The organism is Hyphococcus formosus (genome assembly GCF_046736345.1).
Taxonomy (GTDB): Bacteria; Pseudomonadota; Alphaproteobacteria; order Caulobacterales; family Parvularculaceae; genus Hyphococcus; species Hyphococcus formosus.
Map to the genome: position 1 here is coordinate 1710318 of NZ_CP157210.1, position 24686 is coordinate 1735003.

The following is a 24686-nucleotide window of genomic DNA, read 5'->3' on the forward strand; positions in this document are numbered from 1 at the left end:
TGAAAGCAGGACATTGAATGGCCAGTAAAATTTTGAAAACTCTCAGGGCCACCATGGTTTGCATGGCACTTCCGTTCACACTGCAGTTGACGGTTTTCGTCGCCGCCCCAGCGTCAGCACAGGCGCAATCGCGCAGCTTCGATCCGCCTCAAAACGGACACAAAAGGAGCTATGGCGGCGGCTGGGAATGCGACCAGGGCTTTCAGGAAGAGGCTGGTGCCTGCGTCGCTGTGGTCGTTCCTGAAAATGGTTATGCCACAAACGTTTCTTATGGGCGCGCATGGGAATGCCATCGCGGCTATCGTCGATCCGAAGGGGCGTGTGCTGAAATCAACGTGCCCGAGAACGGCTACCTTACTTCCTTCGGGGATCAATGGAGCTGCAATCGAGGACACAGGAAGACAAACGGGACTTGCGTTGAAATCACCGTGCCTGAAAACGGCTTTCTTTCCGAGAAGGACTATGGAGAGGGTTGGGAATGCAACCGCGGTTACCGCATCAGCGAGGAAGGCTGCGCTGCTATAGCCGTTCCCGTCAACGCATATCCAACGAATACATCCCATGGTTCTGGCTGGGAGTGCGAGCATGGTCATCGTGCTGTTGGAGACCGATGCGAGGCTATTTCCGTACCAAAGAACGGATTTCTTGTGGTTTCAAGTTATGGTCGCGGTTGGGAGTGCGAAAGAGGTTATCGTGTGACCGATGAGTCCTGCGTCAAGGTATATGTGCCCGAGCACGGATTTTTGACGGGAAACCTCTACGGCTCCGGTTGGGGATGCGAAAGAGGGTTTCGAGCGAACGGAGTAAATTGCGCCGCCGTCATTGTTCCAGAGCGCGCCCATCTCGATTATTCCGGCAATGACTGGGAGTGCGACAAGCTTCACCGGCGGCGGGGTGATCAATGTCTGGCGGAATGACTGCGCCCCCAACCGAATCCGTTTCAATTCTACGCTGGGAATCAGAAGGCGGCTCCGTGACGTCGCAGATGCCACCGCTTTACGGGCGTGACCAAATAGACGGATCTGAGAGCGCCGCGCCGCGCCGCCTCTCAAAATTACGCAATGACGAGGGGATTGCCGAAATCCGGATCGGGATGAGGGAGTTCGAATGTATTGGAGCCTCGCCGCCCCATGACCATCCCCATGTCTATTTGAATATGGGCTTGTCCGATTCCATGCTGTGCCCATATTGCGCGACTGCGTTTTACTTCGATACGGCGTTGGCACCGGACGGCGTCATGCCGAGAGAATGCCTCTACAGGAAGTGTTGATTTTCATTTCTTACCGCCCTTCTTTGGTTGCGGATTGGGCTTGTTTTCAAAGGTTGCAGAGACGCTTGAAAGCTTGCTTTCTGTCTTTTTGGGCTTGTTCTGCTTCGGCTTTTTGGGTTCTCGATTGCCGCGCTTGTGACCTTTGGCCATGTCGGAATATTCCTGTTCAAATAGAATAATTTTGGGAGAACGGCCCGCTGGATGAGGACACCAGCAGGCAATCCTTCTCCCCCAAGGCTCAAATTCATCAGTAACTATGTAGCGAATTGTCAAAACCTGAGCGCCAATTGCGATTACTTCGAAGACGTGCATTGGCCTTTTAAGGATGCGCCTTAAATAAGACATTTGCAAGAAAATTTCCGTATTCTAACTAAATACATAGTACTGCTAGAAAAAGCTACTAAATGTCTTTTTTCGATTGAATAGCGTCGACCGAGTTGCCATATAAATAATTTAAGGAAGTATAGAAAATGGCGGAAGAAATCACTAAAGCCGATATTGTAAGCCGATTGGAAGGCGAGATGCAGAAATATGGGATCAAGTGCGTCCCCGTCGATTATTTTCACGTCAATGGCTTTCGATATACCGACCTTGAGGATGCCATAGCTCAGGCGAAACTCATGAACGCTTCAAAAAAGATTTCAGCTTAAACGACTATCTTACGATATAATTCAGGCACATTATTCGAGATATCCTATGAAGAATAAGGTGGCCGTGCTCGCAAGGAAAAGATTATCGGACGCAGACGTTTTCGATTTGTAACAACAGATAGTGTTGAGCTCGGATTCAGGCCGTGAAGTACCATCAGCGTGTCGTAGAATAAGTGATTGTATCAAAGTAACCGAGAACACTTACCTAAAGCTCGCAAAGGCGGAAGAGAAAAGTGATTCGAACGGTACGCTAATTCCTTATTTCAGAGGTGTACGTTTTAATTCTGTCTAAGCCGACGTTTGATTTGGCAAGTCTCTCATAACCTTTTGGACCTGCCCTTCCCCCTTATGATTAGGGCCAGAACAATAAAAGGATCATCACCAAAAAAAAGTCATTAGAAGAGCCGAATAAAGATGACGCACAGCACACGCCCCCGCCATCCCGGTCTATAGCCATCGCGAAGTGAGAACTCCTAACTAACTCTACGCCGCCTACTGACGTTGTAAGCAAGAGCAGACATTGAGCATTAAATGACAGCAGCTTTTGTTTCTTCGATGAGGCGTCAAGACCTCCATGCCGCACACCTCTTCTCCCATCGTAGAAGCTTTTCCATGGCCCCCTCAAAATGCCAATACACGTCCTTTACCCTGACGAAATGGCAAAAAGGCACCTCCGGTACAAAAAGCGTTCACCAATAGTATGTAAAGGTTAAATCTGTCTCCGGCCCATTCTCTTCCTCATGTTATGAATCGAGATAAATTCTTTCCTTCACATTGCTACACCTAATCCAATTCATGTCAGTGAGCCTGATTAATCTTTAGTGAAGCTCGTCCGCTTAATCCTCTTAGCCGACATAGGGCTCGGAAATACCAATTGCGGGGAAGGCGTAAAACCGAGCATTTAATTTCAGTCAAACGTGGCTGGTTTGGGCAATAAACTATAATTCTGAGCCGCGTACCCCATCACCCGCCAATTCCGAGCGCTTTCAGGATACGAGACAAAAGACCATTGCGCTTGGAGACTTTTCCGTTGGCCGAGGGCGCCGCTTCCGGCTTTACGCGCAGACTAGTTTCAAACGAGAAATAGTTCTCGCGTCGTGTTTGATCTCGACGTCGGCCAAGTGCGATCTGTTCTTTATCCCAGTCGCCCGCCCATTCGATACGATTGCCTGTAATCAGGTAGTGAGATCGGCAGGGGAAGCCCCAATTACCGACGGATGGCCGCATTGTGATGGCCTTTCCGTCGTATGTGAGACGCCAATCGGTAGGGTGGAGCGGCAGAACGACCTTTTCACCGCATCCGCAAGCACATAGGTGCGCCGTTGTGGCAAATTCTATGGAGATATAGAGCACACCTGGCTCAAGCGTCTTGGGCACGAATTCGACGAAACGAGGCGACAGCGCTGTCAGGCCGCCCATCATGCCGCCACCTTGATCAGAGTGCGCGTATCCAGTTGGTAAATCCAGACGTCTTCGCCGAGATTAACATAGAACCCTCGGTGGGCTTTCCAAAGTTGGATCGCCATGTTGGCGTTGAAGCTATTAAGATCGGCGATCTGAATGTTATTTGTATAAAGAGCATCCTCTCCTGGGGCATCAAGAGGTATGTGTGGCCGGACCGCATCACGATTGGCGTCATGGCTCAGCACTGCCCGCAAAGTCCCGCCAATCGTGTCGCCACTTCTGTGAAGGCCCATTCCGACTTCAACATATGGAATGCTTAGCGCTTCGAGCTTTTCTATGATCGAGCGTTTAAATGGACCAAGATCCATGGAGACAAAAGCGAAGGTGATGATTTCGAGCAGATTTAGATTTTCAGGAGTGAAATAAACGGGGTGCGGCTGAATGCCTCTTTTTATTTGACCCAAGCGCTCTGCATGGAAATCGACCTTGAATGGTGGCGGCTGAAGATCGCCACGCGACGGCGTACCCGGCGACCTCAACACGTTGTGTGGATAGTATTTATCCCCGTCGAACGGATGAATCTCCATGACCGGCGATCTCGCCACTTGGTCGAAAATAAACGAGCCCGTACCGCCGAGACCAATGATCGCCACTACTTCCGTGGAAAGTTGGTCGCCGATGTCGGCGATGCCGGCGCGCGCCGACGCTGTGTCTGGGATAATGAAAGGTCCGTCCGGCGCGTCCGTCGCAGGAAGCGCCCCGACTTTTGACGTCGCCGATGGATCGACAGCGTGAACCTCCCGCATAATGATCGCCTCATACGTGACGACCTTCTCATAGAAATCGCGGTAGTCCCGCGGACCTGACGCGCCCCTCGGTTTATTCGAAAAGGCTTGATTTATCTCAAGCTCGCCCACCCGCTGCATCGATGGAGACGTCATTCCCAGCGCCTCGAGTCGGTGCCCGTGCCGATCGCAGGGAAACGCACCGGAAAACCACATGACGTGATCGCCAGCTGGCGGCGTTGCCATCTCGCCATTGGAATGGAACGGACAGACGAACGCACCGCGGCGAACATTTCCGTCGGCATCAAGATAAGGAATTTCTTCAACAATCAGAAAATTGCTCTCGATACGGAGGGCGTAGCCCTCCGCAACGAGTCTGTTGAGATCGGGGCTACGACTTATCAGTTGCTGAGACATTGAACGCCATCCCCTCTACGACGCGAATTTTGCCGCCTTCAAGCAATGCGCCCTCTGGCCGCCGCTTCGGGCCGCGGGAAAATGAAACGGTGAAACAAATCAATTCGCGACCGAAAAGCTTCGGGAAAGCGAGCTTCGCCAGGTCTTCAAAGGTAAGCTTGCCCTTATCGACTGTGATCTGTTCGCCGTTCAGAATGATGGTGACCGTCTCGTCTTTCGGGTCAACCGACCGGACGCGTTCAACGCCCTTCTCCCGGAGAATTACGGCACCGTCATCAGGAATCAGTTGATCGCCATCCGAATCAAGCACAAGGTCTTGGTCGTCAGGGATCTGACCGATTTCCCGAAGGTCCGACGCGGTGATACGGCCCTTTCCCCACACGACCTCCCGTTCATTCAGGAGCGCTCGGAACAGTCGATCTGAGTCGAACGCCCGCAGCACAGGCCCATGGCCTTCATCGAGGCGGAGGGTTTCGTCTAGACCCAGCAACTCGGTGCCGAAATTCTTGTAGATGACAACGGAATAGTCGGAAGCGGATCGGAACCCGCCATATCCGAGAGCGTCCCGAGCCGTGATGGCCGGGTCGTCAGTAGTGAGCGTTTGGTCGTTCAAGACAAACGCAAATTGGTGTTTACGCGCGGCGGTCGCCATTAGGTATCTCCTTTCATGGCCAGCCCTCTCACCGGGTCCGGTGGAGCTTGACGTCAGGCCCGCAGCGTGATTCTGTGTTTCATCAAAAAGACGTTTCACGCAAGAGGCGTATTCTGTCTCACCCATGAAACAGATAGGAGCACCGCCCATGGTTTGTCAAGGGACGCGTCAAGCGACGCGCGCAAAATGAGTCTCACCATTGAAAACCTTAAGAATTTGGTCGCCGAACGCCGCGGCACGCTTGGCGTTCGAGCCGCCGCCAAGGAGATCGGGATCAGCCCTTCCACGCTATCGAGGATCGAAAACGGTCACGTCCCGGACCTCGTTACTTTCGCCGCTATCTGCCAGTGGCTTGGCAAAGACCCCAATCAGTTCCTCGGGATGCGGCCGGCGTCCTCTTCCGAAAGCGCTGCCACAGTCCATCTTAGGAAGAAGAAAACGACGTCAATGGATACGGCAACAGCGCTCGGCGGCATGATCATTCGCGCTCAGGAGGCTCTACGGGACCTCGAAGAGCTTTGACGATGCGGCGCGGCTTCAAGACCCAGGCGGAGAAGCTAGCGCTTCAGCGACGGTCTGCGTTTGGCTTGGCCCCGACGGATCGATTGGATCCCGTTTCGTTCCTAAGGTCCGAGGGACTTGTCGTGTGGCGACCAAATGACATTCCCGGTCTAGATCCGGACCATCTGCATCAGCTGACAGTAATCGGTAAGGATGAATGGGATGGAATGACCATTAAAGAATACGGTTTCACGGCAATAATCATCAATTCGAGCGACGCAAGAACGCGCCAGGCCAATACGCTGATGCACGAGTGGGCGCATATTGAGCTCCGCCATAAGCCGAGCCGGGCTGACCGCTCAGACGGCGGGATTCTACTTCTCAGCGATTATCCGGCTGAACTGGAGGAGGAAGCTGACTGGCTTTCAGGCTGCATGCTGGCCCCGCGCGATGGTCTACTCACACATTGCGGCCGTGGATTAAGCGCGACGCAAGTTGCCGCCCATTACGGCATCAGTCCCCAACTCGCCAATTGGCGAATCCGGATGACGGGCATCCAGAGACAGCTCGGCCGACGGTAGCGCCAAATTCCAAAATAAATAATGCGTTCAAATGAAATTCAGTTTGTGTATTATTGTGACTTTAAATGGATCTATTGGTAAGAGGGGCCATGTCGCAGGCGATACTAAAATGGCTAAGGCTCGCAACACCTGGCCTTATTCTTCTTATTCTCGGTGGATTACTTGGGTCCGTTACTGGGCTTTGGGGGGGTGTATTGGCCGAACGAGCCGAAAGAAGCGGTGGCCAGCCTTAGTGTTCTTATCATCGGCGCGATCTACTACGTCACGCCACTGCGCCACTGGTCTAACCAAAAGTTTTTTAATGACATTACCGAAATCCTTCGCACGCGAATTGTCCAGATAGCCGGTGAGAATGACGACCCTAGCCTTTATTCTTGGAAACGCCTTCGCGGCATTTTTTTCTCGATAATAGATAACGACAAGAGCTTAGCGATCAAAGCGTCTCAAGCTTATTTCAACGGATATATCTGGACGACGTTAGCAGATCTTCGCGTTCTCGCGGCATTGATGACAATACCAAGCGTAGCACTAGCCTTGTTGGGGCAAACTGAAGCTTGGTTCGCGGTTGGTGGCTTTGTGAGTCTCGCGCTTCTGACGATACCGGCGTCCTTCGCTGTCACGAAGACCCACAAGAAAATTGGCGAGCAGCAAATCGAAATAATCGAACACAATCATCTCGACACGCTTCGAGAAAAACTGAGGGGAATTCGTGAGAGATCCGATCCAAGCCATCGCAGCAACCAAGACGGCGATTGAGGAAAACCCTTCAGCCCGTTGGATTATTGGCTTTTCTGGAGGAAAGGACTCTACCGCGGTACTTAAGATTTTTACCTCAGCTTTTCGTAAAGCCAATCCGAGGCCAAACGTTGTCGATATCGTTTATTGCGACACACGCGTCGAAAATGTTTTATTGGATCATTATGTTAAAGCGCTCATCCGTAAACTGAGAAAAGAGTTCAAAGAGGATGAACTCCCGTTCCGCATCAATGTACTAGCCGCGCATGTAAGCGATGGATTTTTCGTCAAGCTGATTGGCAGAGGCTACCCACCGCCCACAAACAATTTTCGGTGGTGCACGAAGAATCTTCGAATTAAGCCTGTAGCAAAATTCATAAGTGAAGCTGCAATCGAAGATGCAATCGTCGTCCTCGGCATGCGCCGTTCGGAAAGTATCCAGCGCGATCGGTCGCTTGACAAAGCAGGCGGCGGGATGTGGCAAGCTCAGCGCGAGGGACGTCATTCGTATCGCCTTTTCCTGCCGATCATCGATCTCGATTTAGGAAACGTTTGGGACGCAGTATTCATGCTGGAACGGCCGCGCAGCATTGATCATAACAAACTGGAGTCCATCTATCGCGGCGCATCGGGCGAATGCCCAATGATCAAAGCACCGGACGCGCCCCCTTGCGCTTCGGGACGTTTCGGTTGTTGGACATGCACGGTAGTAAGGCGCGATCGCTCCGCCGAAGCGCTCATCGAAGCTGGTGAAGTCAGCCTCAAGCCCTACCTACGTTTTCGCGATTGGCTCGCTGATGTGCGCAATGACCCTAACATGCGGTGGCCTGTTCGACGTAATGGCGTCGAACGCCCAGGCCCTTTTACCCTCAAAGCGCGAGGCCGCATTCTCCGTAAACTTGAAGTACTTGAAGCTAAGACTGGCAAAAATCTTTTAAACGCACGCGAGCGCAAAGAAATCTTCCGACTTTGGGAACTTGACATCCCAATTGAACGTCAACTCGGGCTGCGCCGTCGCTAATAGGATACGGTTCGAATTCGCGCTATTGCAAGGATTAGGGTCTAGCGGGTTTTTGGAGATAACCGTCTACTAAAATACTCCGTCGCTACCCACACGTATTCGTGCAAACGACAATGCAAATTCGCACTGAAATCAGATAATCCATTTGGATTGTGGCCATAAAGGGGTCGGCCATTCTTGTTTCGATCCTTATGTCTCCTTTTGCGCGCAAAGCTGACCTTTTTTGAGATCGAAAACAAGCCCCTTTGAATCGGTGCCCAGTAATTTGCAATCGTTAGCGTTCGAACCTACCCCCAACGCATCCGCTATTCCCGAACAATTCACTGGACTTCCTCCTTACAAAGAGCGTTGCTGTGGCTGTCGCGAATGCCTTGTTTCGCCTCCTGCCCGACCGTGTTCGACGCCGGGCTTGTCGCGGTGCAACAACGAGGAGGCAATCATGGGCCAACATGGAAAGATTACGGCTAAGCGCCGGACCCAAAGCAACGCACCTGAAAAATCAAAGAAGGATCGAATTCTAGCGCAGCTACGGCGTAAAAGCGGGGCAAGCCTTCAGGATTTAGCCGCGGTCTCTGGGTGGCAAGACCATTCTATTCGCGGGTTTTTATCCGGCACCGTGAAGAAAAAACTTGGCTATTCGCTGATAACGGAAAAACCAAATAGGGGACCACAGCGCTATTACATCCGAGAGGCTAAATGACCCGGCATGGTGATACCGCAGCGTTGGAACAAGCACTCTCCAGCCTTGACGACCTTTCATTTGGGGACCTGAAGCAGCTCTATCATAAGCACCACAAACAGTTGCCGCCCAAACGCATCGGCCGCACGCTTTTAATCCTCGCCATCGCCTATGAGATGCAGCGTAAATTCCATCGCGTACGTGTTGATCGTCTGCACAAGCGCGTGCTGGCGCTGAGTGCGAGCAGCAAAAGGCGTCAGGATACCTCCAAAGAAAAGACGGCCCCTCGCCCATCCCTGCGGCCGGGCGGGCGGCTGGTCCGCGAATGGCGCGGCAAGCAATATGAGGTCTATGTCGCGGATGATGGATGCTATTTAGACGGTAAGCGCTTTCGATCACTGTCGGCAGCCGCGGAAGCCATTACCGGTGTCAAGCGCAATGGCCCAGCGTTCTTTGGGCTACGGTCGACACGCGTGCGTGCACAATGAAACGCTGCGCCATTTATACGCGTAAGTCGACGGAGGAAGGGCTCGATCAAGCGTTCAACTCTCTCGATGCGCAACGGGAAGCTTGTGAAGCGTATATTGCTTCACAGCGACACGAAGGCTGGAAACTGGTGAAGACCCGTTTTGATGATGGGGGCCTCTCCGGCGGTAATATGGACCGCCCTGCCCTCAAAGCCCTCTTGGCAGAGATTGATGCTGGGCGCATCGATCTCATCGTCGTCTACAAGGTGGACCGCCTCACCCGATCGCTGGCCGACTTCGCTAAACTGGTGGAGCGCTTTGATGCACAGGACGTCTCCTTCGTCTCTGTAACCCAGCAGTTCAATACGTCATCTTCCATGGGTCGGTTAACGCTAAACGTGCTCTTATCCTTTGCCCAATTCGAACGGGAGGTCACAGCCGAACGGATCAAGGACAAGATCGCAGCCTCTCGCCGCAAAGGCCTGTGGACCGGCGGCAACCCACCCCTCGGCTATGACAATATCGATAAGAAGCTTGTGGTGAATGAGACCGAAGCGGTCATTGTACGGTCCATCTTCGATCTCTATCTCAAAACGGGCAATGTCCGTGCAATCGTTGACCATGGCGTTAAACAGCGATGGACCACCAAACGGCGCGCCAGTGGCAAAGGCGGCAAGCCACTTTCTCGGGGACCGCTTTATCACATCCTTGCTAATCCGATTTACGCAGGGCTGATGCGTGAGGGCAAAGATCTTCATCCCGGCAAACATGACGCGATCATTGCGCGTGACTTATGGGAAAAGGTTCAGGAGAAACGCAAAGCGAGCACAAAGTGGACGGGACCAACAGGAATGGTAACAAGTCCCCTCGCGGGCAAACTCTACGCGAACGATCGTCGCCTTACACCAAGCCACACGTCAAAAAGCGGAAGGCGTTACCGCTATTATATAAGTGATGCGAATGGATCCCCGGCAGGTGGTGTACGGATAACGTTAAGAGCGGATGATGTCGAACAAGCGGTCGCTGCGGCACTAGATCGTTGGGCAGAGAACCCGAAATCAGCGACGTTCCAACTTGTAAAGGCCGGCACATCGCTGGCGGTTATAGAGCGCGTTCGAAATGCGCTCGAGCACCATCTTAACGATCCATCGAACCTACCAGCCTCCGACCTCGCGCGATGGGCACCGATCATCGAGCGAATTGATCTCACAGAAGACGCGGTTTCGATCTCCCTTGACGTTGCAGCGCTTCTTCAAACATCGGAGTTGCAGACCCACCTCAGCGCCAAATGCACAATCACCGCACCTGCAACCATCCGCCATTGTGGACAGGAGCGCCGGTATCTACTCGGAAATGTCGACCATCAGCGTGGTCCCGATCCGGCCATATCTGGATTGCTTTCCCGCGCCCACCATTGGAAGAACGCGTGGTTCGAAAACCCTGAAAGAGAGCTTGCAACAATCGTTGACGCAATAGGTGCCGATCAAAGTACAGTCAGCAAAACCATCCGCCTGGCGTTTCTTGCGCCCGACATTATCGAAGCTTTCCTCAGTGGCACGGCCCCCATTGAAATCAAAGCGGAAACACTGAAGCGGCTTTCTCGGCTTCCAGCCAGTTGGGCGGAACAACGCAAACTGCTTGGCTTCGACGAACGTCGATAAGTCAACGCTGGTAAGTCCGAACGACTTGACTGCCCCCGCGCTCGCCCTTCCGCCAGCATCAACAAACACTCTGTATAATGATGGTTGCTGTGCGATAACAGTGTGCATCGCTCGCATTTTCAGTTGGTCGTCGAAAATTGGTTTTAGAGACTTTCCGCGAATTCGGCTCTGCTTTACGCAAATGGAGATCGTAGAGACAACGTCTTCTCGCAAAATCCCGCGGACATGCAGGCCTTGGGGCTTGTTCCAGTTGGTCGGCGTGAATTGGAGGACTGAATGGTGGGCGGTGACGGGTTCGAACCGCCGACCCTCTCGGTGTAAACGAGATGCTCTACCAGCTGAGCTAACCGCCCGGATCAATGAAGGGAGTTCTTAAACTTCCCTCAGAGCCGCAGTCCATAGCGCGAGCTTGCCGCGCATGCAATGCCCTATTTGAAAAAGAAAACGCCGGCCGCGAGTTTCCGCGGGACCGGCGTTTTCAAAGACGAAATTTGCTTAGTTAAGCGCGTCTTTCAGGCCCTTACCGGCCGAGAATTTAGGCTGTGTCGATGCCGGGATCTGGATAGTCTCGCCGGTGCGCGGATTACGGCCTTCACGGGCCTTACGCTCTGCGGCTGAGAAAGTACCGAAGCCAACGAGACGAACATCGTCGCCCGCTTTCAGCGCTTCCGTGATCGCGTCAAACACCGCATCAACAGCCTTCGCTGCATCTGCTTTGCTCATGTCCGCTGTGTCAGCGACTTTGTCGATAAACTCGTTTTTGTTCATTCCTCCGGCCTTTCATTTTGGTGCTTGGAGTTGAGAAATTTCGTTCTGAGCCTGATTTTACGCGGGGTTCAGGGGGCTTGGCCAAGGAAAAATGGCTTAAAATAAGGGTTTGCTTTCCACAACCCCATTAATCCATTGAAATTACTTATATTTTTTCTTTAGAAGAATTGTGCTCTTTTGCCCAAATTTCGTGCTCATGGTCGATACAACGGTCAATTAGGAGCCGCCAAACCGGTTCAGCGATTCGTTTCGAGAGCCCCTGTTTATCGGCTTCTGCCAGCACTTTTGCGACGACATCCTCTATTCGCCAGGGCAAACGCACCTCATCCTTCCGGGGTTTGATCCGGCCAGCAGCCTCTATATAGCGCTGCCGCACTGAGAGAATCGCAACCAATTCCCGGTCGAGCGTATCAATACCGAGACGCACATCTTCCATCGACTGGCAGGCTTCGGGCGGGACAATGTCATGAGCTGTTTTCATGGTTTGAAGTTAGTCCTTTGCCGCCCATGAAAAAAGGTGCGATGGCGTATCACGGCGTCGCACCTTAACTATTTCGTTCAAGAGAGCCCTTAATGCGTGACGACGTTTCCGCCATCATCACCGGCCTCGCCGGCTGGCGTCGGATCGACCGGCTCTGACCAGTCAATTGGCGTCAGCTTTTGCGTCAGCGCATGGCCTAGCACCTCGTCAACGGTGCTTACCGGAATGATTTTCAACTCACTTTTGACGTTGTCCGGAATATCCGCGAGGTCTTTTTCATTGTCCGCAGGGATCAGAACCGTTTTAACGCCAGCACGAAGTGCGCCGAGTAGTTTCTCTTTCAGGCCGCCAATCGCCAATACCCGGCCCCGCAATGAAATCTCACCGGTCATCGCGATGTCTTTATGAACCGGCACTCCCGTCAGAACCGATACAATCGCAGTTGCCATCGCAACACCAGCTGACGGACCATCTTTCGGGGTCGCGCCTTCGGGCACGTGCAGGTGAATGTCGGTCTTTTCAAAGACCGGCGGCTCAATTCCGAATTCAACCGCGCGACTTCGCACATAAGAAGACGCAGCCGATACGGACTCGCGCATAACATCTTTGAGGTTACCCGTTGGAGTCATCTTGCCTTTACCGGGCATCTTAACCGCTTCAATGGTCAATATCTCACCGCCGACAGATGTCCATGCCAAGCCGGTAACCACACCAACCTGATCCCGGCCATCAATCTCGCCGTGACGATACTTTGCGACACCGGCGTAATCCGCAAGATTATCCGCAGTAACAACAATGCTTTCTGCTTTTCCGACTTCAAGATCACGAACAGCTTTTCGCGCAAGCCGCGAAAGTTCGCGTTCAAGATTCCGGACACCGGCTTCGCGCGTGTAAAGACGAATGAGCGCCAGAAGGCCGTCATCTTCGATCGACCACTCACCTTCTTTAAGGCCATGGTTCTCAACCAGCTTTGGAATGAGGTGACGGCGAGAAATCTCAACCTTCTCATCCTCTGTGTACCCCGGAATGCGGATGATCTCCATCCGGTCAAGCAATGGCTGCGGCATGTTCAGGCTATTGGCCGTGGTAATGAACATCACATCCGACAAATCATAATCGACTTCGAGATAGTGATCCGCAAATGTCGAGTTTTGTTCAGGATCCAGCACCTCTAGCAAGGCAGACGCAGGGTCGCCACGGAAATCCTGCCCCATTTTGTCGATTTCATCGAGCAAGAATAGTGGATTGGATTTCTTCGCTTTTTTCATGGACTGAATAATCTTACCGGGCATCGAACCAATATAGGTCCGGCGGTGGCCACGGATTTCGGCCTCGTCACGCACACCGCCAAGCGACACGCGAACGAATTCCCGGCCGGTTGCCGCTGCAATTGACTTACCGAGCGAGGTTTTACCAACCCCGGGTGGGCCGACCAGGCAAAGAATCGGACCTTTAAGCTTGTTCATGCGCTTTTGGACTGCGAGATACTCAACAATCCGTTCTTTGACTTTCTCCAGACCATAATGATCTGTATCCAGAACTTCTTCGGCTTTTTTAAGGTCACTCTTTACCTTTGAGCGGTTGTTCCATGGAATGGCGGTCAACCAGTCGAGGTAATTTCGAACAACTGTGGATTCGGCCGACATAGGCGACATCTGGCGAAGCTTCTTGAGTTCTGCTTCAGCCTTTGCCTTTGCTTCTTTCGTCAGCTTGGTTTTTTGAATCTTTTCTTCAATTTCAGAAAGCTCATCGCGACCATCATCGGACTCGCCAAGCTCTTTCTGGATCGCTTTCATCTGTTCGTTGAGATAATATTCGCGCTGGGTCTTTTCCATTTGCCGCTTAACGCGGTTGCGGATCTTTTTCTCAACTTGCAGCACGCTCATCTCGCCTTCCATGAGTGCATAGACGCGCTCAAGGCGTTCGGAGACGCTCGTGATCTCGAGGAGTTCCTGCTTCTCGTGGATCTTGATATTGAGGTGAGAAGCGACCGTATCTGCGAGCTTCTGGTTCTCTTCAATTTGGGAAATTGAAACGATCACCTCTGGCGGGACCCGCTTATTGAGCTTCACATAGGCTTCAAACTGCGTAACCACTGATCGCGCCAGCGCCTCAAGCTCCGCATCGTCGCCTTCCGTTTCTTCAACGTAGAGCGCTTCAGCTTCGAAATACTCATCGGTGCGGACATAGTTCTCGATTGACGCTCGCGCCTCACCCTCAACCAGAACTTTCACCGTACCGTCTGGCAGTTTGAGCAACTGGAGAACGGACGCAATCACCCCGATATTATAAATATCATCGACCAGCGGATCGTCATCAGTCGCGTCTTTTTGAGCGACCAACAGGATCTTTTTGTCATTTTGCATGACATTTTCGAGCGCATTCACGGATTTCTCGCGCCCGACAAATAACGGCACGATCATTCCCGGGAACACGACGATGTCGCGTAGCGGCAATACTGGATAGGTGACGGTCTCACTCATCGAAAACTCCTTTTGGCGCACAATTATAGCGACGCCCGGCTATTCTTCACGACCTTACTCTATTGGGCAGCGGTTCGACCGGATGCGCAACATTGGATTGAAGCTGCTACGTCACTGATTATACACAACCCGGGTGACAGGTCGGTTAAAGGCCGAACCGCCGCTGTGATACAGCGGCGGTGACTATAGAACCAATGTGGTTTTCAAAATCGCATTTTCAAGTTGTAAAATCGGTGTTCACAACTCTTGTGAGAACCGCGGCTTCGAAAACCCGCGGTTTTCCCCAATTTATGCGCTGGCGTCGGCCTCAACCGCGCCTTTGTCCCGCTCGGCGTAGATATAAAGCGGTTTTGCGTTGCCGTCGACGACTTCAGCGTTGACGACCACTTCGACCACGCCCTCAAGGGTTGGCAGTTCAAACATGGAATCGAGCAAAATGCCCTCCATGATCGACCGCAGACCACGCGCACCAGTTTTGCGTTTGATCGCCTTGCGGGCAATTGCAAGGCACGCATCGTCAGTAAAGGTCAGCTTGACGTCTTCCATCTCGAAGAGGCGCTGATACTGCTTGATGAGCGCATTCTTCGGTGATGTCAGGATCTGTACCAACGCTTTTTCATCGAGATCTTCGAGGGTCGCGATCACCGGCAGGCGGCCAACAAATTCGGGAATAAGCCCGAATTTCAGCAGATCTTCCGGCTCTACTTCCTGAAGGATTGTTCCGATACGGCGATCATCAGGGCTCTTTACCTCAGCCCCAAAGCCGATTGACGAACCCTCTCCACGCTGACCAATCACCTTTTCAAGGCCAGCGAATGCACCGCCGACGATGAATAGGATATTAGTCGTATCAACCTGCAAGAACTCCTGCTGCGGATGTTTCCGGCCACCTTGCGGCGGAACCGATGCAACAGTGCCTTCCATGATTTTCAGCAAAGCCTGCTGCACACCCTCACCCGATACATCGCGGGTAATCGAAGGATTATCAGACTTGCGCGAAATCTTGTCGACTTCGTCGATATAGACGATGCCGCGCTGAGCACGCTCAACATTGTAATCCGCAGACTGAAGAAGCTTGAGAATGATATTCTCAACATCCTCACCGACATAACCAGCCTCGGTCAATGTGGTCGCGTCCGCCATAGTGAACGGTACATCAAGGATTCTTGCCAATGTCTGCGCAAGAAGCGTCTTACCAGAACCGGTCGGGCCAATAAGAAGAATATTCGACTTCGCCAATTCGACGTCATTATTCTTGGCCGCGTGATTCAGGCGCTTGTAATGATTGTGGACGGCAACCGCGAGAACGCGCTTGGCCTGAGACTGGCCGATGACGTAATCGTCGAGGACCTTATGAATATGTTGCGGATCCGGAACCCCGTCCGTCGCTTTTACCAATGAGGACTTCGATTCCTCACGGATAATGTCCATACACAGCTCAACACATTCATCACAGATGAAGACTGTCGGGCCGGCGATCAGTTTCCTGACCTCATGCTGGCTCTTGCCGCAGAATGAACAGTAAAGGGTATTTTTCCCGTCGCCGCTGCTTTTCCCGCCGATCTTGCTCACTATAACTGCACTCCTTCGTCAACGCTGCCACTCACCGCGCCATGCCTGTTTATTATCGCACCCAATTCCGGTAGCGGCGATGCCGCGCCCCTCAAAGGGTGCATGAAAGGCGCCACGGACCTCCGGGATCAGCGCCATAGGACCATAATCCGGTCGGGCCAATCAAGAAACCATTTCCTAATTGACCCAATGAATAAGGTGAATCTTAGGCGTCGCTTTCCGCCGGAGACCCACGTTCGGCCAAAACTTTATCAATCAGCCCGAAGCTGACCGCCTCTTCCGGGTCCATGAAATGGTCTCGGTCGAGCGTTTTCTCAATAGTTTCATAGGATTGACCAGTGTGATCGACATAAATCTCGTTCAACCGGCGCTTAATCTTAATAATATCCTGCGCGTGACGCTCAATATCAGACGCTTGGCCTTGGAACCCGCCAGATGGCTGGTGAACCATGATCCGGGAGTTTGGCAGCGAGAAACGCATATCCTTTTCACCGGCTGTCAGCAAAAGCGACCCCATAGAGGCGGCCATACCAACACACATCGTAGAAACGGCCGGACGGATATATTTCATCGTGTCATACATCGCGAGACCAGCAGAGACCGAGCCGCCAGGAGAGTTAATATAGAAAGAAATCTCTTTCTTGGGGTTCTCTGCCTCAAGGAACAAAAGCTGAGCGATAATAAGGGTTGAGACCTGATCGTGGACCGGTCCTGACAGGAAGATAATGCGCTCTTTCAATAGGCGCGAATAAATGTCGAAAGCGCGCTCACCGCGGCTAGATTGCTCGACAACCATTGGCACGAGCGTGTTCATATAAATATCCAAGGGGTCTTTCATCGACATTCTCTTCCTTTAGCGACCTGTACTTACGTTGGAATATGACCGGCTAGTTAATAATCTTCCCTAACATGGGGACGGAATCTCACTGTACCAGCCCCATTTTTCACAACCCTAACGCGTCTGACTTAAGCGAGGGTTATTCTTTTGAAAAGGCAAGCCATGTTTCACATCGGGGCGATTGCTGATTTTCACCAATTCACCCACATCGAATTCCACACGACATTGTCTCGAAACGGAAACGGGCCGCTAAAATAGCGGCCCGCCCCCAAAAATTCGTGAAAATCCGTTGCTTAGGCAAATGCGCCTTCGCCTTCCGGCTCTTCCATCAATTTTTCTTTGGTGACGGTTTTATCTGTAATTTCAGCCCGCTCGATAATGTAATCGACCACTTTCTCTTCGAACAATGGTGCCCGGATCTGCTGAATGGCCGCTGGGTTTTCCTGATAGAATTTCAAGACTTCCTGCGGAGACACATTCTGACCCTGCATCTGCATCATTTGTGATTCGCGCATCGCCTGCTGCTGGATCGCCTGCTGCAGTTCGTTCGATGGGACCTGAACTTCTGAACGTTTGCCGATTTCTGCCAAAACCAAGCCAAGACGCACACGGCGTTCGGCGATTTTGCGATATTCTTCTTTCAGTTCGTCTTCAGATTTGTCTTTGTCTTCCTCATCCCGCTCAGATGATTCGACCTGACGCCAGATCTGCTCGAATTCAGCGTCGACCATGCCTTTTGGCAGTTCAAAGTCATGCGCTTCGTCAAGTTTATCGAGGAGCGCGCGCTTTAAGTGGCCGCGAGAGAGATTCTTGTAATCAGCTTCAAGACGCTCTTTCAGGCGCGTCTTGAGGTCTTCTAGGCTTTCAAGTCCGAGCTTGGTCGCCAATTCGTCATTGATCTCAACCGCTTCTGGCGCTTTGACTTCATTGACCGTCACCTCAAAGACTGCGTCTTTTCCGGCAAGGTCTTTGGAACCGTAATCTTCCGGGAAAATCACTTTAACTTCAGTTTCATCGCCGGTTTTGACGCCGACCAACTGCTCTTCGAAGCCCGGAATAAAGGTGTTTGAACCAAGTACGAGTTCAATGCCCTCGCCCTTTCCGCCAGCGAATTCCTCGCCGTCAACGCGACCAACGAAGTCGATGACGAGCATGTCTTTGTCTTTCGCCTTGGCAGTCTTGCCGCGTGCTTTGTAGCTCTGCTGCTGCTCAGCAATATTGGTGAGCGCCTCTTCGACATCCGCCTCAGGCACATCACAGACCGGACGAGTCAACTTGAGCGTAGAGACATCCATCGGTTCGAAGGTCGGCAAAATTTCTGCGTGGATATCGAATTCGAGATCCGCCTTACCTTCAATGACGTCTTCAATCTTATTCGCAAAATGCGGATGCGGAGATGTCGCTGGCTGTAGGTCGCGCTCAGTAAAGGCTTTCATAGAGGTCTCATTGACGACCTCTTGGATGATCTCGCTCATCATGCCTTTGCCATACATCTTCTTCAGGAAGGAGACCGGCGCTTTACCTTTACGGAAGCCCTTGAGATTGACCTGTCCTTTGACCTCGTTCAGCTTCGCCACCAACTTTTCGTCTAGTTCAGCGGCAGAGACTTTCACCAGAAACCGGCGATCGAGACCTTCGGCGCTTTTTTCAATGACTTCCATTTGTGCTCTCGTATTTCCTCAGGCCGGAAGGCCAAATTTAATTCTCTTTGTCGGGTGTCTGCCTTCGCAAAATTTTGACCGAGCCAAAATCAGCGAGACCTATTGGTGCGGATGAGAGGACTTGAACCTCCACGCCTCTCGGCGCCAGAACCTAAATCTGGTGCGTCTACCAATTTCGCCACATCCGCATTGCCAACAGGGGCAAACGTAAAACGGGCCGCGGCGTTCGCAGCGACCCCTTACTTAAGCCCGCGCTTCTATAACAGACAAAACCGCCCTGTCGAGCGGTTTAGCGCCTTTTCTCGACGGAGATTGTGACAAATCCATTGCACACCCCCTGTAAGGCGGGTTTTAAACGCATAATTCGCCGTATGGACCGCCCCAAAGACCTATAAATTGCCTCGCCAAATTCAAGTTTTCTGGGCGGAAGCCGAGGATTGTTCCGGCTGATCTTTATGGAACAGCATACGTAATACCTGAGGCACCGCCTCGGGCAAATCCTCTGCGATGAGGCCATCTCCTGCGGCTTGGCCTGCCGCGCCATGGAACCAAACCCCAGCGGCAGCGGCGAGAAACCCGTCCATTCCTTGTGCGCGGAAGCCAGCGATAAAGCCGGCAAGAACATCACCGGAGCCGGCCGTTGCGAGTGTCGGCGGTGCATTCGTATTGATAAGCGCACGCCCATCCGGGGCCGCGATCACGGTATCAGCCCCTTTGTAGACGACCACCGCATTGGCTTCTTTTGCCGCTGATCGCGCCGCTTCGAGCTTGCCCTTCTGCTTTGCCGCTTCCGGGAACAACCGTGTGAACTCCCCGCCATGGGGCGTTAGAACGTCGTTACTGCGCAATGAAGAGAAAAGCGTTTGTGGCTCTTTTTCGAAACTCGTGAGCGCATCGGCATCCAGCACCGCCGCTGCATTAGATTTCAGCATGGCCAATACATTTGCGCGGGTACCCTCGCCGACACCGGCAGCGGGGCCAATTACAGCCGCCATAGGGATTTTATCAGCCGGTCGAAGCGCCGCTGCGATCGCCTCCGAATCATCGGCGACTTGAAGCATGATAGCGGTCAGATGTGCGGCATGAACCGGCGCAGCAGTTTGGGGGGAAAGCATTGTTACCGCTCCGGCCCCAATGCGAAGCGCCCCACGCGCCGCAAGTCGTGCTGCCCCCGTATTCAAGGGACCACCCGACACAACCATTACCGAACCACGACTATATTTGTGACCACCCCAATGCGGCATCGGCAGGTGTCGGCCCCACACACCCGGCTGATTAGAATAGGTCTGTGCGCCCGTCTCGGCGGTGATTTTTTCTGATATGCCGATATCGACGATATCAACACCGCCACAGAGGACCCGACCCGGAAACAAAAAATGTGCCGGTTTCTGGGCATGGAAGGTTACGGTTCGCATAGCATGCACCGCAGCGCCTGGCCCGGTGCCTAATACGCCACCCGTATCTGTTTCCACGCCCGACGGGAGGTCGATTGCCAATACAGGTGCAGGATGGGCATTCATCGCGGCAATGGCCTCATTGGCCTTGCCTTCGACTGGCCGCGACAGGCCGGTTCCGATTATCGCATCGATAATCAGGCCACATTCCCCAAGCGTGTCGCCATCAAACGATACAACTTCGCCATCGAAATGATCGGCCATCAGTTTCGCGTCGCCCGAGAGTGAATCGCGTGGGCCAATTAGCGCAACCCGGACCGGCCAGCCCGCAGCCTTCATTATGCGGGCCGCGACAAAACCATCGCCGCCATTATTACCGGGGCCACACACAACAACCGTGGGGCGCGGGGTCCAAAATCGCATTGCGTGCTCCGCAACGCCATTTCCGGCCTTTTCCATTAGCGCTGCAGAGGCTATTCCTCCGTCAATTGCAGATTTTTCCGCCGCACGCATCTCATTTGCTGTTAGGATAATAAATGGGTTCACGCTTGACACCTCCTGAGACCCACTCTCTTTTTGGCCCGACTTTGTACACTGGGCCCAGTTCTAAACGAAACAAGGCATGAAGCCATGAAGAAAATTGAAGCTATTATAAAACCTTTCAAACTCGACGACGTTAAGGAAGCGCTACAGGAGGTTGGCCTCCAAGGCATGACCGTGACCGATGTACGGGGTTTTGGCCGTCAAAAGGGGCACACTGAACTTTACCGCGGCGCAGAATACGTTGTCGATTTCCTCCCCAAAGTGAAACTTGAACTCGTGGTGAGCGACAATCTAGTTTCAACCGCTGTCGACGCCATCAAAAACGCCGCCCATTCTGGCCGGATTGGAGATGGCAAGATCTTCATTTCCAATGTCGAAGACGCAGTCCGGATCCGCACCGGGGAAACGGGTCGCGACGCGATCTGATGGAATTAACTGGATCACCTACCAAAAACGATGAAGACCGGATATTCGCGAGCGTAAAAACCTCACTCGCGAATGCCGAGCGCTTTAACGCGCCCTACACTCATTGGTATTTGACCGGCCTTTTCCCTGATGACATCGCTGCTGCCTATCGCAACCTTGCCTTCCCCGTTTCTGCTGTTGGCGATCTTTCGGGCAAACGCGAATATCACAATGACACCCGGCACTATTTCGATACGGACAATATCGCGAAATACCCATGTATTGCCGCAGCCGCGAATGCGTTTCAGGCTCCGCGGATGATTTCCGTTGTCGAAGAGTTCTTCGATATTGATCTCGAAGATACGTTTCTGCGAATCGAATATGCGCAAGACACAACAGGCTTCTGGCTCGAACCACATACGGATCTGGGCGTTAAAAGACTAACCTTGCTAATCTATATCTCTGATGAACCTGCACACGACACCTTGGGAACCGACATCTTCAATGCGGATAAATCCTGGGCGAAGCGTTCCCCATTTGCACCAAATTCCGCCATGGCATTTGTGCCCAGTGATCATACGTTTCACGGCTTCAAACAACGCGAAATAAACGGTGTCAGGAAATCGCTAATCCTGAATTACGTGACAACTGATTGGCGCGATCGAGATCAACTGTGCTTCCCCGAAAGAACCGTTTCGCGTTCCCGCTAAAGTAATTTCGCTTCGAGCGGCTCAATTAATTCCGGCCCGTCATTCCTTGGAGAGTTCACGGCAGTCGACACCGCAAAGCCAGACCATGTTCCCTTGTTCGCGGCACGAAGCAGAGGGTTCAGCTCCTTCAGGTCGCGCTCGTCGGCTTCGAGCCATAGCGCATAATGCTCGCGATCAATCACAACCGGTTCCCGGCCATGGATTGATTTGAGATCTGGCCCGGAGGCAACAGTCAAAATCGCTAGCGTATCTATCTCCCCGCCATCGGGATCTTGGGCGGTCTCCCAAATCCCCGCCAGGCCGAACACAGCTCCTTCGTTTCGTTGGAAAATATATGGCTGTTTTGGGCCGTCCTTCTGCTTCTTCCATTCGTAAAAACCATCCGCTGGCACCAGACATCGCCGCCGTTTAAACGCGGATCGAAAGCTGGCCTTTTCCAGAACCGTTTCACTGCGCGCATTGATCAATGGCTTGCGGGCGAGATTGTCCAGAAACTCACCTTTTGCCCAGCTCGGTATGAACCCCCAACGCATCAACCCATATTGGCGTGCATTGCGTTCATTCTGATAGACCACAGAAACTGGCTGCGTCGGACAGATGTTGAACCGTGGCGGAAAATTATCGCGCACATCGACATCAAACTCTGCCCCAACTTCAGCCGGTGGAGATTTAAGGGTATAGCGACCACACATAGTCATAGGGTAGCAGCGAAAGATGAACGCAAGCGAGAACATTTTTATCGGCGTCGGCGCGGTAGTTTTCCGGGGCGATGACGTTTTGCTGATCAAACGCGGGAAAGCACCATTTCTTGGACATTGGTCGATCCCCGGCGGGCGGCTTGAATATGGTGAGCGCTTGATCGACGCCATCACCCGCGAAATTCACGAAGAAACGGCAACAACAGTCAGAATTCTCGGCTTGCTCGATGCCTTTGAGGCACTGCCACGAACCCCGCAGCAATTCGACCGCCACACCATCATGATCGACTATGTCGCGGAATGGGTGTCTGGCGAACCCGTGGCCGGTGATGACGCAACTGAAGCTGAATTTGTTTCAATCGACGAAGCGATGACACGCCTTTCGTGGGACCAGACCCGGCTGGCGCTGAGCCGAGCAATCGAATTACGGCCGTCGTTCGCTAAAGCGCCATAATGACGCTATAATTGCGTATAGAAGGTTAGAATCATGAAACGCAATTTGATCATTATCGGCCTGATATGCCTGCTTGCACCGCTCGCACACGCGCAGGGGCTAGAGCAATATCAAAACCGCCAGAGCGACCTGACCAACCTTGCGGGTATTTTCGGAGAACTGCACCATTTACGCCGAACCTGCGAGCCCCGATTTGAGGCTGATGTCTGGCGGGACCGAATGAAAAAGCTGCTCGATCTGGAAGAGCCACAAGCCACGGATCGAGAAAAAATGATCGCAGCGTTCAATAATGGGTATCGTGATGCCCAACGGCGCTATCGCGGTTGCGATCGGCGCGCTCGTGACTATGCGGCAAGCCGTGCAAGTGACGGTGATATTATCGTCAGGCGGCTGACCGCGCAGTTAAGACAAGATGAAGGGCCCGAACTGGTTGTCGGACCCCGTCCCTATTAACGGCCAAGCGTTTCTTGAAAGCGAACGGGCTTACCGGCCGCATCGCCAATTATTTCATCGCCCCACATGACCTTCCGCCCACGGATGATGGTACCAACTGGCCAGCCGGTTACGTTCATGCCGTCAAAAGGCGTCCACCCAGATTTGGTCGCTGACCATTCATTCGTAATGGTGCGTTTTTCTTTTAGATCAACAATGGTGAAGTCGGCATCATACCCCATTGCCAATCGGCCTTTACCCGCAATACCGAATACACGGTTTGCGCCGTGACAGGCCAGATCGACGAAACGCGCGAGCGACAACCGCCCTTCCGCCACATGGTTAAGCATGAGCGGTACATAGGTCTGGACACCGGGCATTCCCGAAGGTGATTGCGGATATGGCTTTGACTTCTCTTCAACCGTATGCGGCGCATGATCAGAGCCAATGACGTCAAATACGCCCTGCCGCAATCCATTCCAAAGGCCCTCGCGATGACGAGAGTCTCGAATTGGCGGATTCATCTGCGCAAAGGCTTTCAGGCGCTCATAACAATCTGGCGCTTCTAGCGTTAAATGCTGGGGCGTGACCTCACATGTCGCCACATCTTTGGCGGCCGCTAGCATCGGAATCTCGTCCGCCGTCGAAATATGCAAGACGTGAATCCGCCGACCCGTTTCACGGGCTAGCTTCAACAACCGCTCCGTACACCGAACAGCGGCTTCAGCGCTGCGTGCTTCCGGGTGGGACGTCCAGTCCCCTTCCCTCGCCTTTGCCTTGCCTTCACGTAGCAAATATTCGTCTTCTGAATGGATCGCCACGCGGCGTTGCCCATGCGCCAGTACTGCGCGGACGCCCTCATCATCTTCAACCAAAAGATCACCGGTTGATGCGCCCATAAATATTTTAACGCCGCATACACCGGGCAACATCTCAAGTTCAGCTAGTTCGACCGGGTTGCCATGAGTTGCGCCAACATAAAATGCATGGTCACAGAACATGCCGCCATGATCGACCTTACCGGCCGCGCGATTGAGCTTGTCTTCGATGGCTTCCTGAGTAACGGTCAGCGGCGAGGTATTCGGCATTTCAAACACTGCCGTGACACCGCCCAAAACTGCGGCCCGACTACCTGATTCCAGATCTTCCTTATGGGTTGGTCCCGGTTCCCGAAAATGAACCTGAGTATCAATCACCCCGGGCAGGACATGAAGGCCGGAACAATCGATGATTTCCGCTGCATCTGCGTTGCCGGAGATTCCGATCTCGGCAATTTTCCCGTCGCGAACCCCAATATCCCTCAGGCCCTCGCCATCATGGTTGACGACGGTGCCGTTCTTCAAAATCAGATCAAATGTGTTTGTCATGCCCGTTGTTTAACGCCCGGCGCAGCATTCGCAAACATGAATTGGCGATCTAAATCA

The 24686-nt window shown here is 52.8% G+C and carries 27 protein-coding genes and 2 tRNA genes; 14 read left to right on the plus strand and 15 right to left on the minus strand.

Annotated elements, in window-relative coordinates; translation table 11 throughout:
* Positions 1-17: 17 nt before the first annotated feature.
* Positions 18-917 carry a hypothetical protein gene (locus tag ABFZ83_RS07725; protein WP_411815972.1) on the plus strand — a complete coding sequence of 300 codons (900 nt, stop codon included), beginning with the start codon at positions 18-20 and terminating at the stop codon, positions 915-917.
* Positions 902-1270, plus strand: coding sequence for a zinc-finger domain-containing protein (locus ABFZ83_RS07730; protein ID WP_411815973.1), 369 nt, complete (start codon positions 902-904; stop codon positions 1268-1270). The genes ABFZ83_RS07725 and ABFZ83_RS07730 overlap by 16 nt, the downstream gene beginning before the upstream one ends.
* Before the next feature lie 3 nt (positions 1271-1273).
* Here ABFZ83_RS07730 and ABFZ83_RS07735 read toward each other — a convergent pair whose 3' ends face one another.
* On the minus strand, positions 1274-1582 hold the full coding sequence (locus ABFZ83_RS07735; RefSeq protein ID WP_411815974.1) for a hypothetical protein: 309 nt from the start codon (positions 1580-1582) through the stop codon (positions 1274-1276).
* A gap of 158 nt (positions 1583-1740) precedes the next feature.
* Between ABFZ83_RS07735 and ABFZ83_RS07740 the strand changes: the two genes are divergently transcribed.
* Positions 1741-1920, plus strand: a complete 180-nt coding sequence (locus tag ABFZ83_RS07740; RefSeq protein WP_411815975.1) for a hypothetical protein — start codon at positions 1741-1743, stop codon at positions 1918-1920.
* A gap of 963 nt (positions 1921-2883) precedes the next feature.
* Here the strand turns inward: ABFZ83_RS07740 and ABFZ83_RS07745 are convergent.
* From ABFZ83_RS07745 to ABFZ83_RS07755, 3 genes are read right to left on the minus strand one after another with little or no spacing between them, the layout of a single operon-like run.
* Positions 2884-3342, minus strand: a complete 459-nt coding sequence (locus tag ABFZ83_RS07745; RefSeq protein WP_411815976.1) for a DUF6527 family protein — start codon at positions 3340-3342, stop codon at positions 2884-2886.
* A complete protein-coding gene (locus ABFZ83_RS07750) occupies positions 3339-4526 on the minus strand; it encodes a ThiF family adenylyltransferase (protein WP_411815977.1) in 1188 nt (395 codons plus the stop codon). The genes ABFZ83_RS07745 and ABFZ83_RS07750 overlap by 4 nt, the downstream gene beginning before the upstream one ends.
* On the minus strand, positions 4501-5178 hold the full coding sequence (locus ABFZ83_RS07755; protein WP_411815978.1) for a multiubiquitin domain-containing protein: 678 nt from the start codon (positions 5176-5178) through the stop codon (positions 4501-4503). Before ABFZ83_RS07755 ends, ABFZ83_RS07750 begins: the two co-directional genes overlap by 26 nt.
* 186 nt (positions 5179-5364) lie before the next feature.
* On the opposite strand from ABFZ83_RS07755, the gene ABFZ83_RS07760 reads away from it, so the two are divergent.
* The 7 genes from ABFZ83_RS07760 (at position 5365) to ABFZ83_RS07790 (ending at position 10823) form a co-directional block, all read left to right on the plus strand.
* Complete coding sequence (locus ABFZ83_RS07760; protein WP_411815979.1) at positions 5365-5700, plus strand: helix-turn-helix domain-containing protein; 336 nt, start codon at positions 5365-5367, stop codon at positions 5698-5700.
* Between the two features lie 2 nt (positions 5701-5702).
* Positions 5703-6260 (plus strand): ImmA/IrrE family metallo-endopeptidase, encoded by a 558-nt coding sequence (locus ABFZ83_RS07765; protein ID WP_411815980.1) that lies wholly within the window; start codon positions 5703-5705, stop codon positions 6258-6260.
* Positions 6261-6449: 189 nt separating this feature from the next.
* On the plus strand, positions 6450-7016 hold the full coding sequence (locus ABFZ83_RS07770) for a hypothetical protein (protein ID WP_411815981.1): 567 nt from the start codon (positions 6450-6452) through the stop codon (positions 7014-7016).
* Positions 6970-8016, plus strand: coding sequence for a phosphoadenosine phosphosulfate reductase family protein (locus ABFZ83_RS07775; RefSeq protein ID WP_411815982.1), 1047 nt, complete (start codon positions 6970-6972; stop codon positions 8014-8016). Before ABFZ83_RS07770 ends, ABFZ83_RS07775 begins: the two co-directional genes overlap by 47 nt.
* Before the next feature lie 439 nt (positions 8017-8455).
* Positions 8456-8716, plus strand: coding sequence for a DUF3489 domain-containing protein (locus tag ABFZ83_RS07780; RefSeq protein ID WP_411815983.1), 261 nt, complete (start codon positions 8456-8458; stop codon positions 8714-8716).
* Positions 8713-9183 (plus strand): DUF2924 domain-containing protein, encoded by a 471-nt coding sequence (locus ABFZ83_RS07785; RefSeq protein ID WP_411815984.1) that lies wholly within the window; start codon positions 8713-8715, stop codon positions 9181-9183. Before ABFZ83_RS07780 ends, ABFZ83_RS07785 begins: the two co-directional genes overlap by 4 nt.
* Positions 9180-10823: a recombinase family protein gene (locus tag ABFZ83_RS07790; protein WP_411815985.1), complete on the plus strand. Its 1644-nt coding sequence runs from the start codon at positions 9180-9182 to the stop codon at positions 10821-10823. Before ABFZ83_RS07785 ends, ABFZ83_RS07790 begins: the two co-directional genes overlap by 4 nt.
* A gap of 277 nt (positions 10824-11100) precedes the next feature.
* On the opposite strand, the gene ABFZ83_RS07795 is transcribed toward ABFZ83_RS07790, so the two are convergent.
* The 9 genes from ABFZ83_RS07795 to ABFZ83_RS07835 form a co-directional block, all read right to left on the minus strand.
* Positions 11101-11176: transfer RNA gene (locus tag ABFZ83_RS07795), tRNA-Val, on the minus strand.
* 142 nt (positions 11177-11318) lie between these two features.
* A complete protein-coding gene (locus tag ABFZ83_RS07800) occupies positions 11319-11591 on the minus strand; it encodes an HU family DNA-binding protein (protein ID WP_411815986.1) in 273 nt (90 codons plus the stop codon).
* Positions 11592-11736: 145 nt separating this feature from the next.
* Complete coding sequence (locus ABFZ83_RS07805; protein ID WP_411815987.1) at positions 11737-12072, minus strand: chorismate mutase; 336 nt, start codon at positions 12070-12072, stop codon at positions 11737-11739.
* An 89-nt stretch (positions 12073-12161) separates the two neighbouring features.
* Positions 12162-14555 carry an endopeptidase La gene (gene lon / locus ABFZ83_RS07810; protein ID WP_411815988.1) on the minus strand — a complete coding sequence of 798 codons (2394 nt, stop codon included), beginning with the start codon at positions 14553-14555 and terminating at the stop codon, positions 12162-12164.
* 288 nt (positions 14556-14843) lie between these two features.
* Positions 14844-16127, minus strand: coding sequence for an ATP-dependent Clp protease ATP-binding subunit ClpX (gene clpX / locus ABFZ83_RS07815; protein WP_411815989.1), 1284 nt, complete (start codon positions 16125-16127; stop codon positions 14844-14846).
* Positions 16128-16332: 205 nt separating this feature from the next.
* Positions 16333-16965 (minus strand): ATP-dependent Clp protease proteolytic subunit, encoded by a 633-nt coding sequence (locus ABFZ83_RS07820; protein WP_411815990.1) that lies wholly within the window; start codon positions 16963-16965, stop codon positions 16333-16335.
* Positions 16966-17258: 293 nt separating this feature from the next.
* Positions 17259-18626, minus strand: a complete 1368-nt coding sequence (tig, locus tag ABFZ83_RS07825) for a trigger factor (protein ID WP_411815991.1) — start codon at positions 18624-18626, stop codon at positions 17259-17261.
* Positions 18627-18729: 103 nt separating this feature from the next.
* Positions 18730-18814: transfer RNA gene (locus tag ABFZ83_RS07830), tRNA-Leu, on the minus strand.
* A 222-nt stretch (positions 18815-19036) separates the two neighbouring features.
* On the minus strand, positions 19037-20566 hold the full coding sequence (locus tag ABFZ83_RS07835; protein WP_411815992.1) for an NAD(P)H-hydrate dehydratase: 1530 nt from the start codon (positions 20564-20566) through the stop codon (positions 19037-19039).
* A gap of 84 nt (positions 20567-20650) precedes the next feature.
* Here ABFZ83_RS07835 and ABFZ83_RS07840 point away from each other — a divergent pair, with 84 nt between their 5' ends.
* Together ABFZ83_RS07840 and ABFZ83_RS07845 are read left to right on the plus strand one after the other, a co-directional pair.
* Positions 20651-20989 carry a P-II family nitrogen regulator gene (locus ABFZ83_RS07840; protein WP_411815993.1) on the plus strand — a complete coding sequence of 113 codons (339 nt, stop codon included), beginning with the start codon at positions 20651-20653 and terminating at the stop codon, positions 20987-20989.
* The gene (locus tag ABFZ83_RS07845) at positions 20989-21678 is read left to right on the plus strand and encodes a 2OG-Fe(II) oxygenase (RefSeq protein WP_411815994.1); all 690 of its coding nucleotides are present in this window, start codon (positions 20989-20991) and stop codon (positions 21676-21678) included. The genes ABFZ83_RS07840 and ABFZ83_RS07845 overlap by 1 nt, the downstream gene beginning before the upstream one ends.
* On the opposite strand, the gene ABFZ83_RS07850 is transcribed toward ABFZ83_RS07845, so the two are convergent.
* Entirely contained in the window at positions 21675-22376 is a 702-nt protein-coding gene (locus ABFZ83_RS07850; RefSeq protein ID WP_411815995.1) for an SOS response-associated peptidase, read from the minus strand. The two genes, ABFZ83_RS07845 and ABFZ83_RS07850, sit on opposite strands and share 4 nt — an antisense overlap.
* A 16-nt stretch (positions 22377-22392) precedes the next feature.
* Between ABFZ83_RS07850 and ABFZ83_RS07855 the strand changes: the two genes are divergently transcribed.
* Both ABFZ83_RS07855 and ABFZ83_RS07860 read left to right on the plus strand, forming a co-directional pair.
* Positions 22393-22830: an NUDIX hydrolase gene (locus tag ABFZ83_RS07855; protein WP_411815996.1), complete on the plus strand. Its 438-nt coding sequence runs from the start codon at positions 22393-22395 to the stop codon at positions 22828-22830.
* A 33-nt stretch (positions 22831-22863) separates the two neighbouring features.
* Positions 22864-23283, plus strand: coding sequence for a TIGR02301 family protein (locus tag ABFZ83_RS07860; protein ID WP_411815997.1), 420 nt, complete (start codon positions 22864-22866; stop codon positions 23281-23283).
* On the opposite strand, the gene ABFZ83_RS07865 is transcribed toward ABFZ83_RS07860, so the two are convergent.
* Positions 23280-24629 carry a dihydroorotase gene (locus ABFZ83_RS07865; RefSeq protein WP_411815998.1) on the minus strand — a complete coding sequence of 450 codons (1350 nt, stop codon included), beginning with the start codon at positions 24627-24629 and terminating at the stop codon, positions 23280-23282. The two genes, ABFZ83_RS07860 and ABFZ83_RS07865, sit on opposite strands and share 4 nt — an antisense overlap.
* Positions 24630-24686 lie beyond the last annotated feature (57 nt).

What these genes read in the sequence shown, in the direction of transcription:
- ABFZ83_RS07725 (WP_411815972.1), top strand. Translation starts at nt 18, where the DNA reads ATGGCCAGTAAAATTTTGAAAACTCTCAGGGCCACCATGGTTTGCATG.
- ABFZ83_RS07730 (WP_411815973.1), top strand. Translation starts at nt 902, where the DNA reads ATGTCTGGCGGAATGACTGCGCCCCCAACCGAATCCGTTTCAATTCTA.
- ABFZ83_RS07735 (WP_411815974.1), bottom strand. Translation starts at nt 1,582, where the DNA reads ATGCACGTCTTCGAAGTAATCGCAATTGGCGCTCAGGTTTTGACAATT.
- ABFZ83_RS07740 (WP_411815975.1), top strand. Translation starts at nt 1,741, where the DNA reads ATGGCGGAAGAAATCACTAAAGCCGATATTGTAAGCCGATTGGAAGGC.
- ABFZ83_RS07745 (WP_411815976.1), bottom strand. Translation starts at nt 3,342, where the DNA reads ATGATGGGCGGCCTGACAGCGCTGTCGCCTCGTTTCGTCGAATTCGTG.
- ABFZ83_RS07750 (WP_411815977.1), bottom strand. Translation starts at nt 4,526, where the DNA reads ATGTCTCAGCAACTGATAAGTCGTAGCCCCGATCTCAACAGACTCGTT.
- ABFZ83_RS07755 (WP_411815978.1), bottom strand. Translation starts at nt 5,178, where the DNA reads ATGGCGACCGCCGCGCGTAAACACCAATTTGCGTTTGTCTTGAACGAC.
- ABFZ83_RS07760 (WP_411815979.1), top strand. Translation starts at nt 5,365, where the DNA reads ATGAGTCTCACCATTGAAAACCTTAAGAATTTGGTCGCCGAACGCCGC.
- ABFZ83_RS07765 (WP_411815980.1), top strand. Translation starts at nt 5,703, where the DNA reads ATGCGGCGCGGCTTCAAGACCCAGGCGGAGAAGCTAGCGCTTCAGCGA.
- ABFZ83_RS07780 (WP_411815983.1), top strand. Translation starts at nt 8,456, where the DNA reads ATGGGCCAACATGGAAAGATTACGGCTAAGCGCCGGACCCAAAGCAAC.
- ABFZ83_RS07785 (WP_411815984.1), top strand. Translation starts at nt 8,713, where the DNA reads ATGACCCGGCATGGTGATACCGCAGCGTTGGAACAAGCACTCTCCAGC.
- ABFZ83_RS07790 (WP_411815985.1), top strand. Translation starts at nt 9,180, where the DNA reads ATGAAACGCTGCGCCATTTATACGCGTAAGTCGACGGAGGAAGGGCTC.
- ABFZ83_RS07800 (WP_411815986.1), bottom strand. Translation starts at nt 11,591, where the DNA reads ATGAACAAAAACGAGTTTATCGACAAAGTCGCTGACACAGCGGACATG.
- ABFZ83_RS07805 (WP_411815987.1), bottom strand. Translation starts at nt 12,072, where the DNA reads ATGAAAACAGCTCATGACATTGTCCCGCCCGAAGCCTGCCAGTCGATG.
- lon (WP_411815988.1), bottom strand. Translation starts at nt 14,555, where the DNA reads ATGAGTGAGACCGTCACCTATCCAGTATTGCCGCTACGCGACATCGTC.
- ABFZ83_RS07820 (WP_411815990.1), bottom strand. Translation starts at nt 16,965, where the DNA reads ATGAAAGACCCCTTGGATATTTATATGAACACGCTCGTGCCAATGGTT.
- tig (WP_411815991.1), bottom strand. Translation starts at nt 18,626, where the DNA reads ATGGAAGTCATTGAAAAAAGCGCCGAAGGTCTCGATCGCCGGTTTCTG.
- ABFZ83_RS07840 (WP_411815993.1), top strand. Translation starts at nt 20,651, where the DNA reads ATGAAGAAAATTGAAGCTATTATAAAACCTTTCAAACTCGACGACGTT.
- ABFZ83_RS07845 (WP_411815994.1), top strand. Translation starts at nt 20,989, where the DNA reads ATGGAATTAACTGGATCACCTACCAAAAACGATGAAGACCGGATATTC.
- ABFZ83_RS07850 (WP_411815995.1), bottom strand. Translation starts at nt 22,376, where the DNA reads ATGACTATGTGTGGTCGCTATACCCTTAAATCTCCACCGGCTGAAGTT.
- ABFZ83_RS07855 (WP_411815996.1), top strand. Translation starts at nt 22,393, where the DNA reads ATGAACGCAAGCGAGAACATTTTTATCGGCGTCGGCGCGGTAGTTTTC.
- ABFZ83_RS07860 (WP_411815997.1), top strand. Translation starts at nt 22,864, where the DNA reads ATGAAACGCAATTTGATCATTATCGGCCTGATATGCCTGCTTGCACCG.
- ABFZ83_RS07865 (WP_411815998.1), bottom strand. Translation starts at nt 24,629, where the DNA reads ATGACAAACACATTTGATCTGATTTTGAAGAACGGCACCGTCGTCAAC.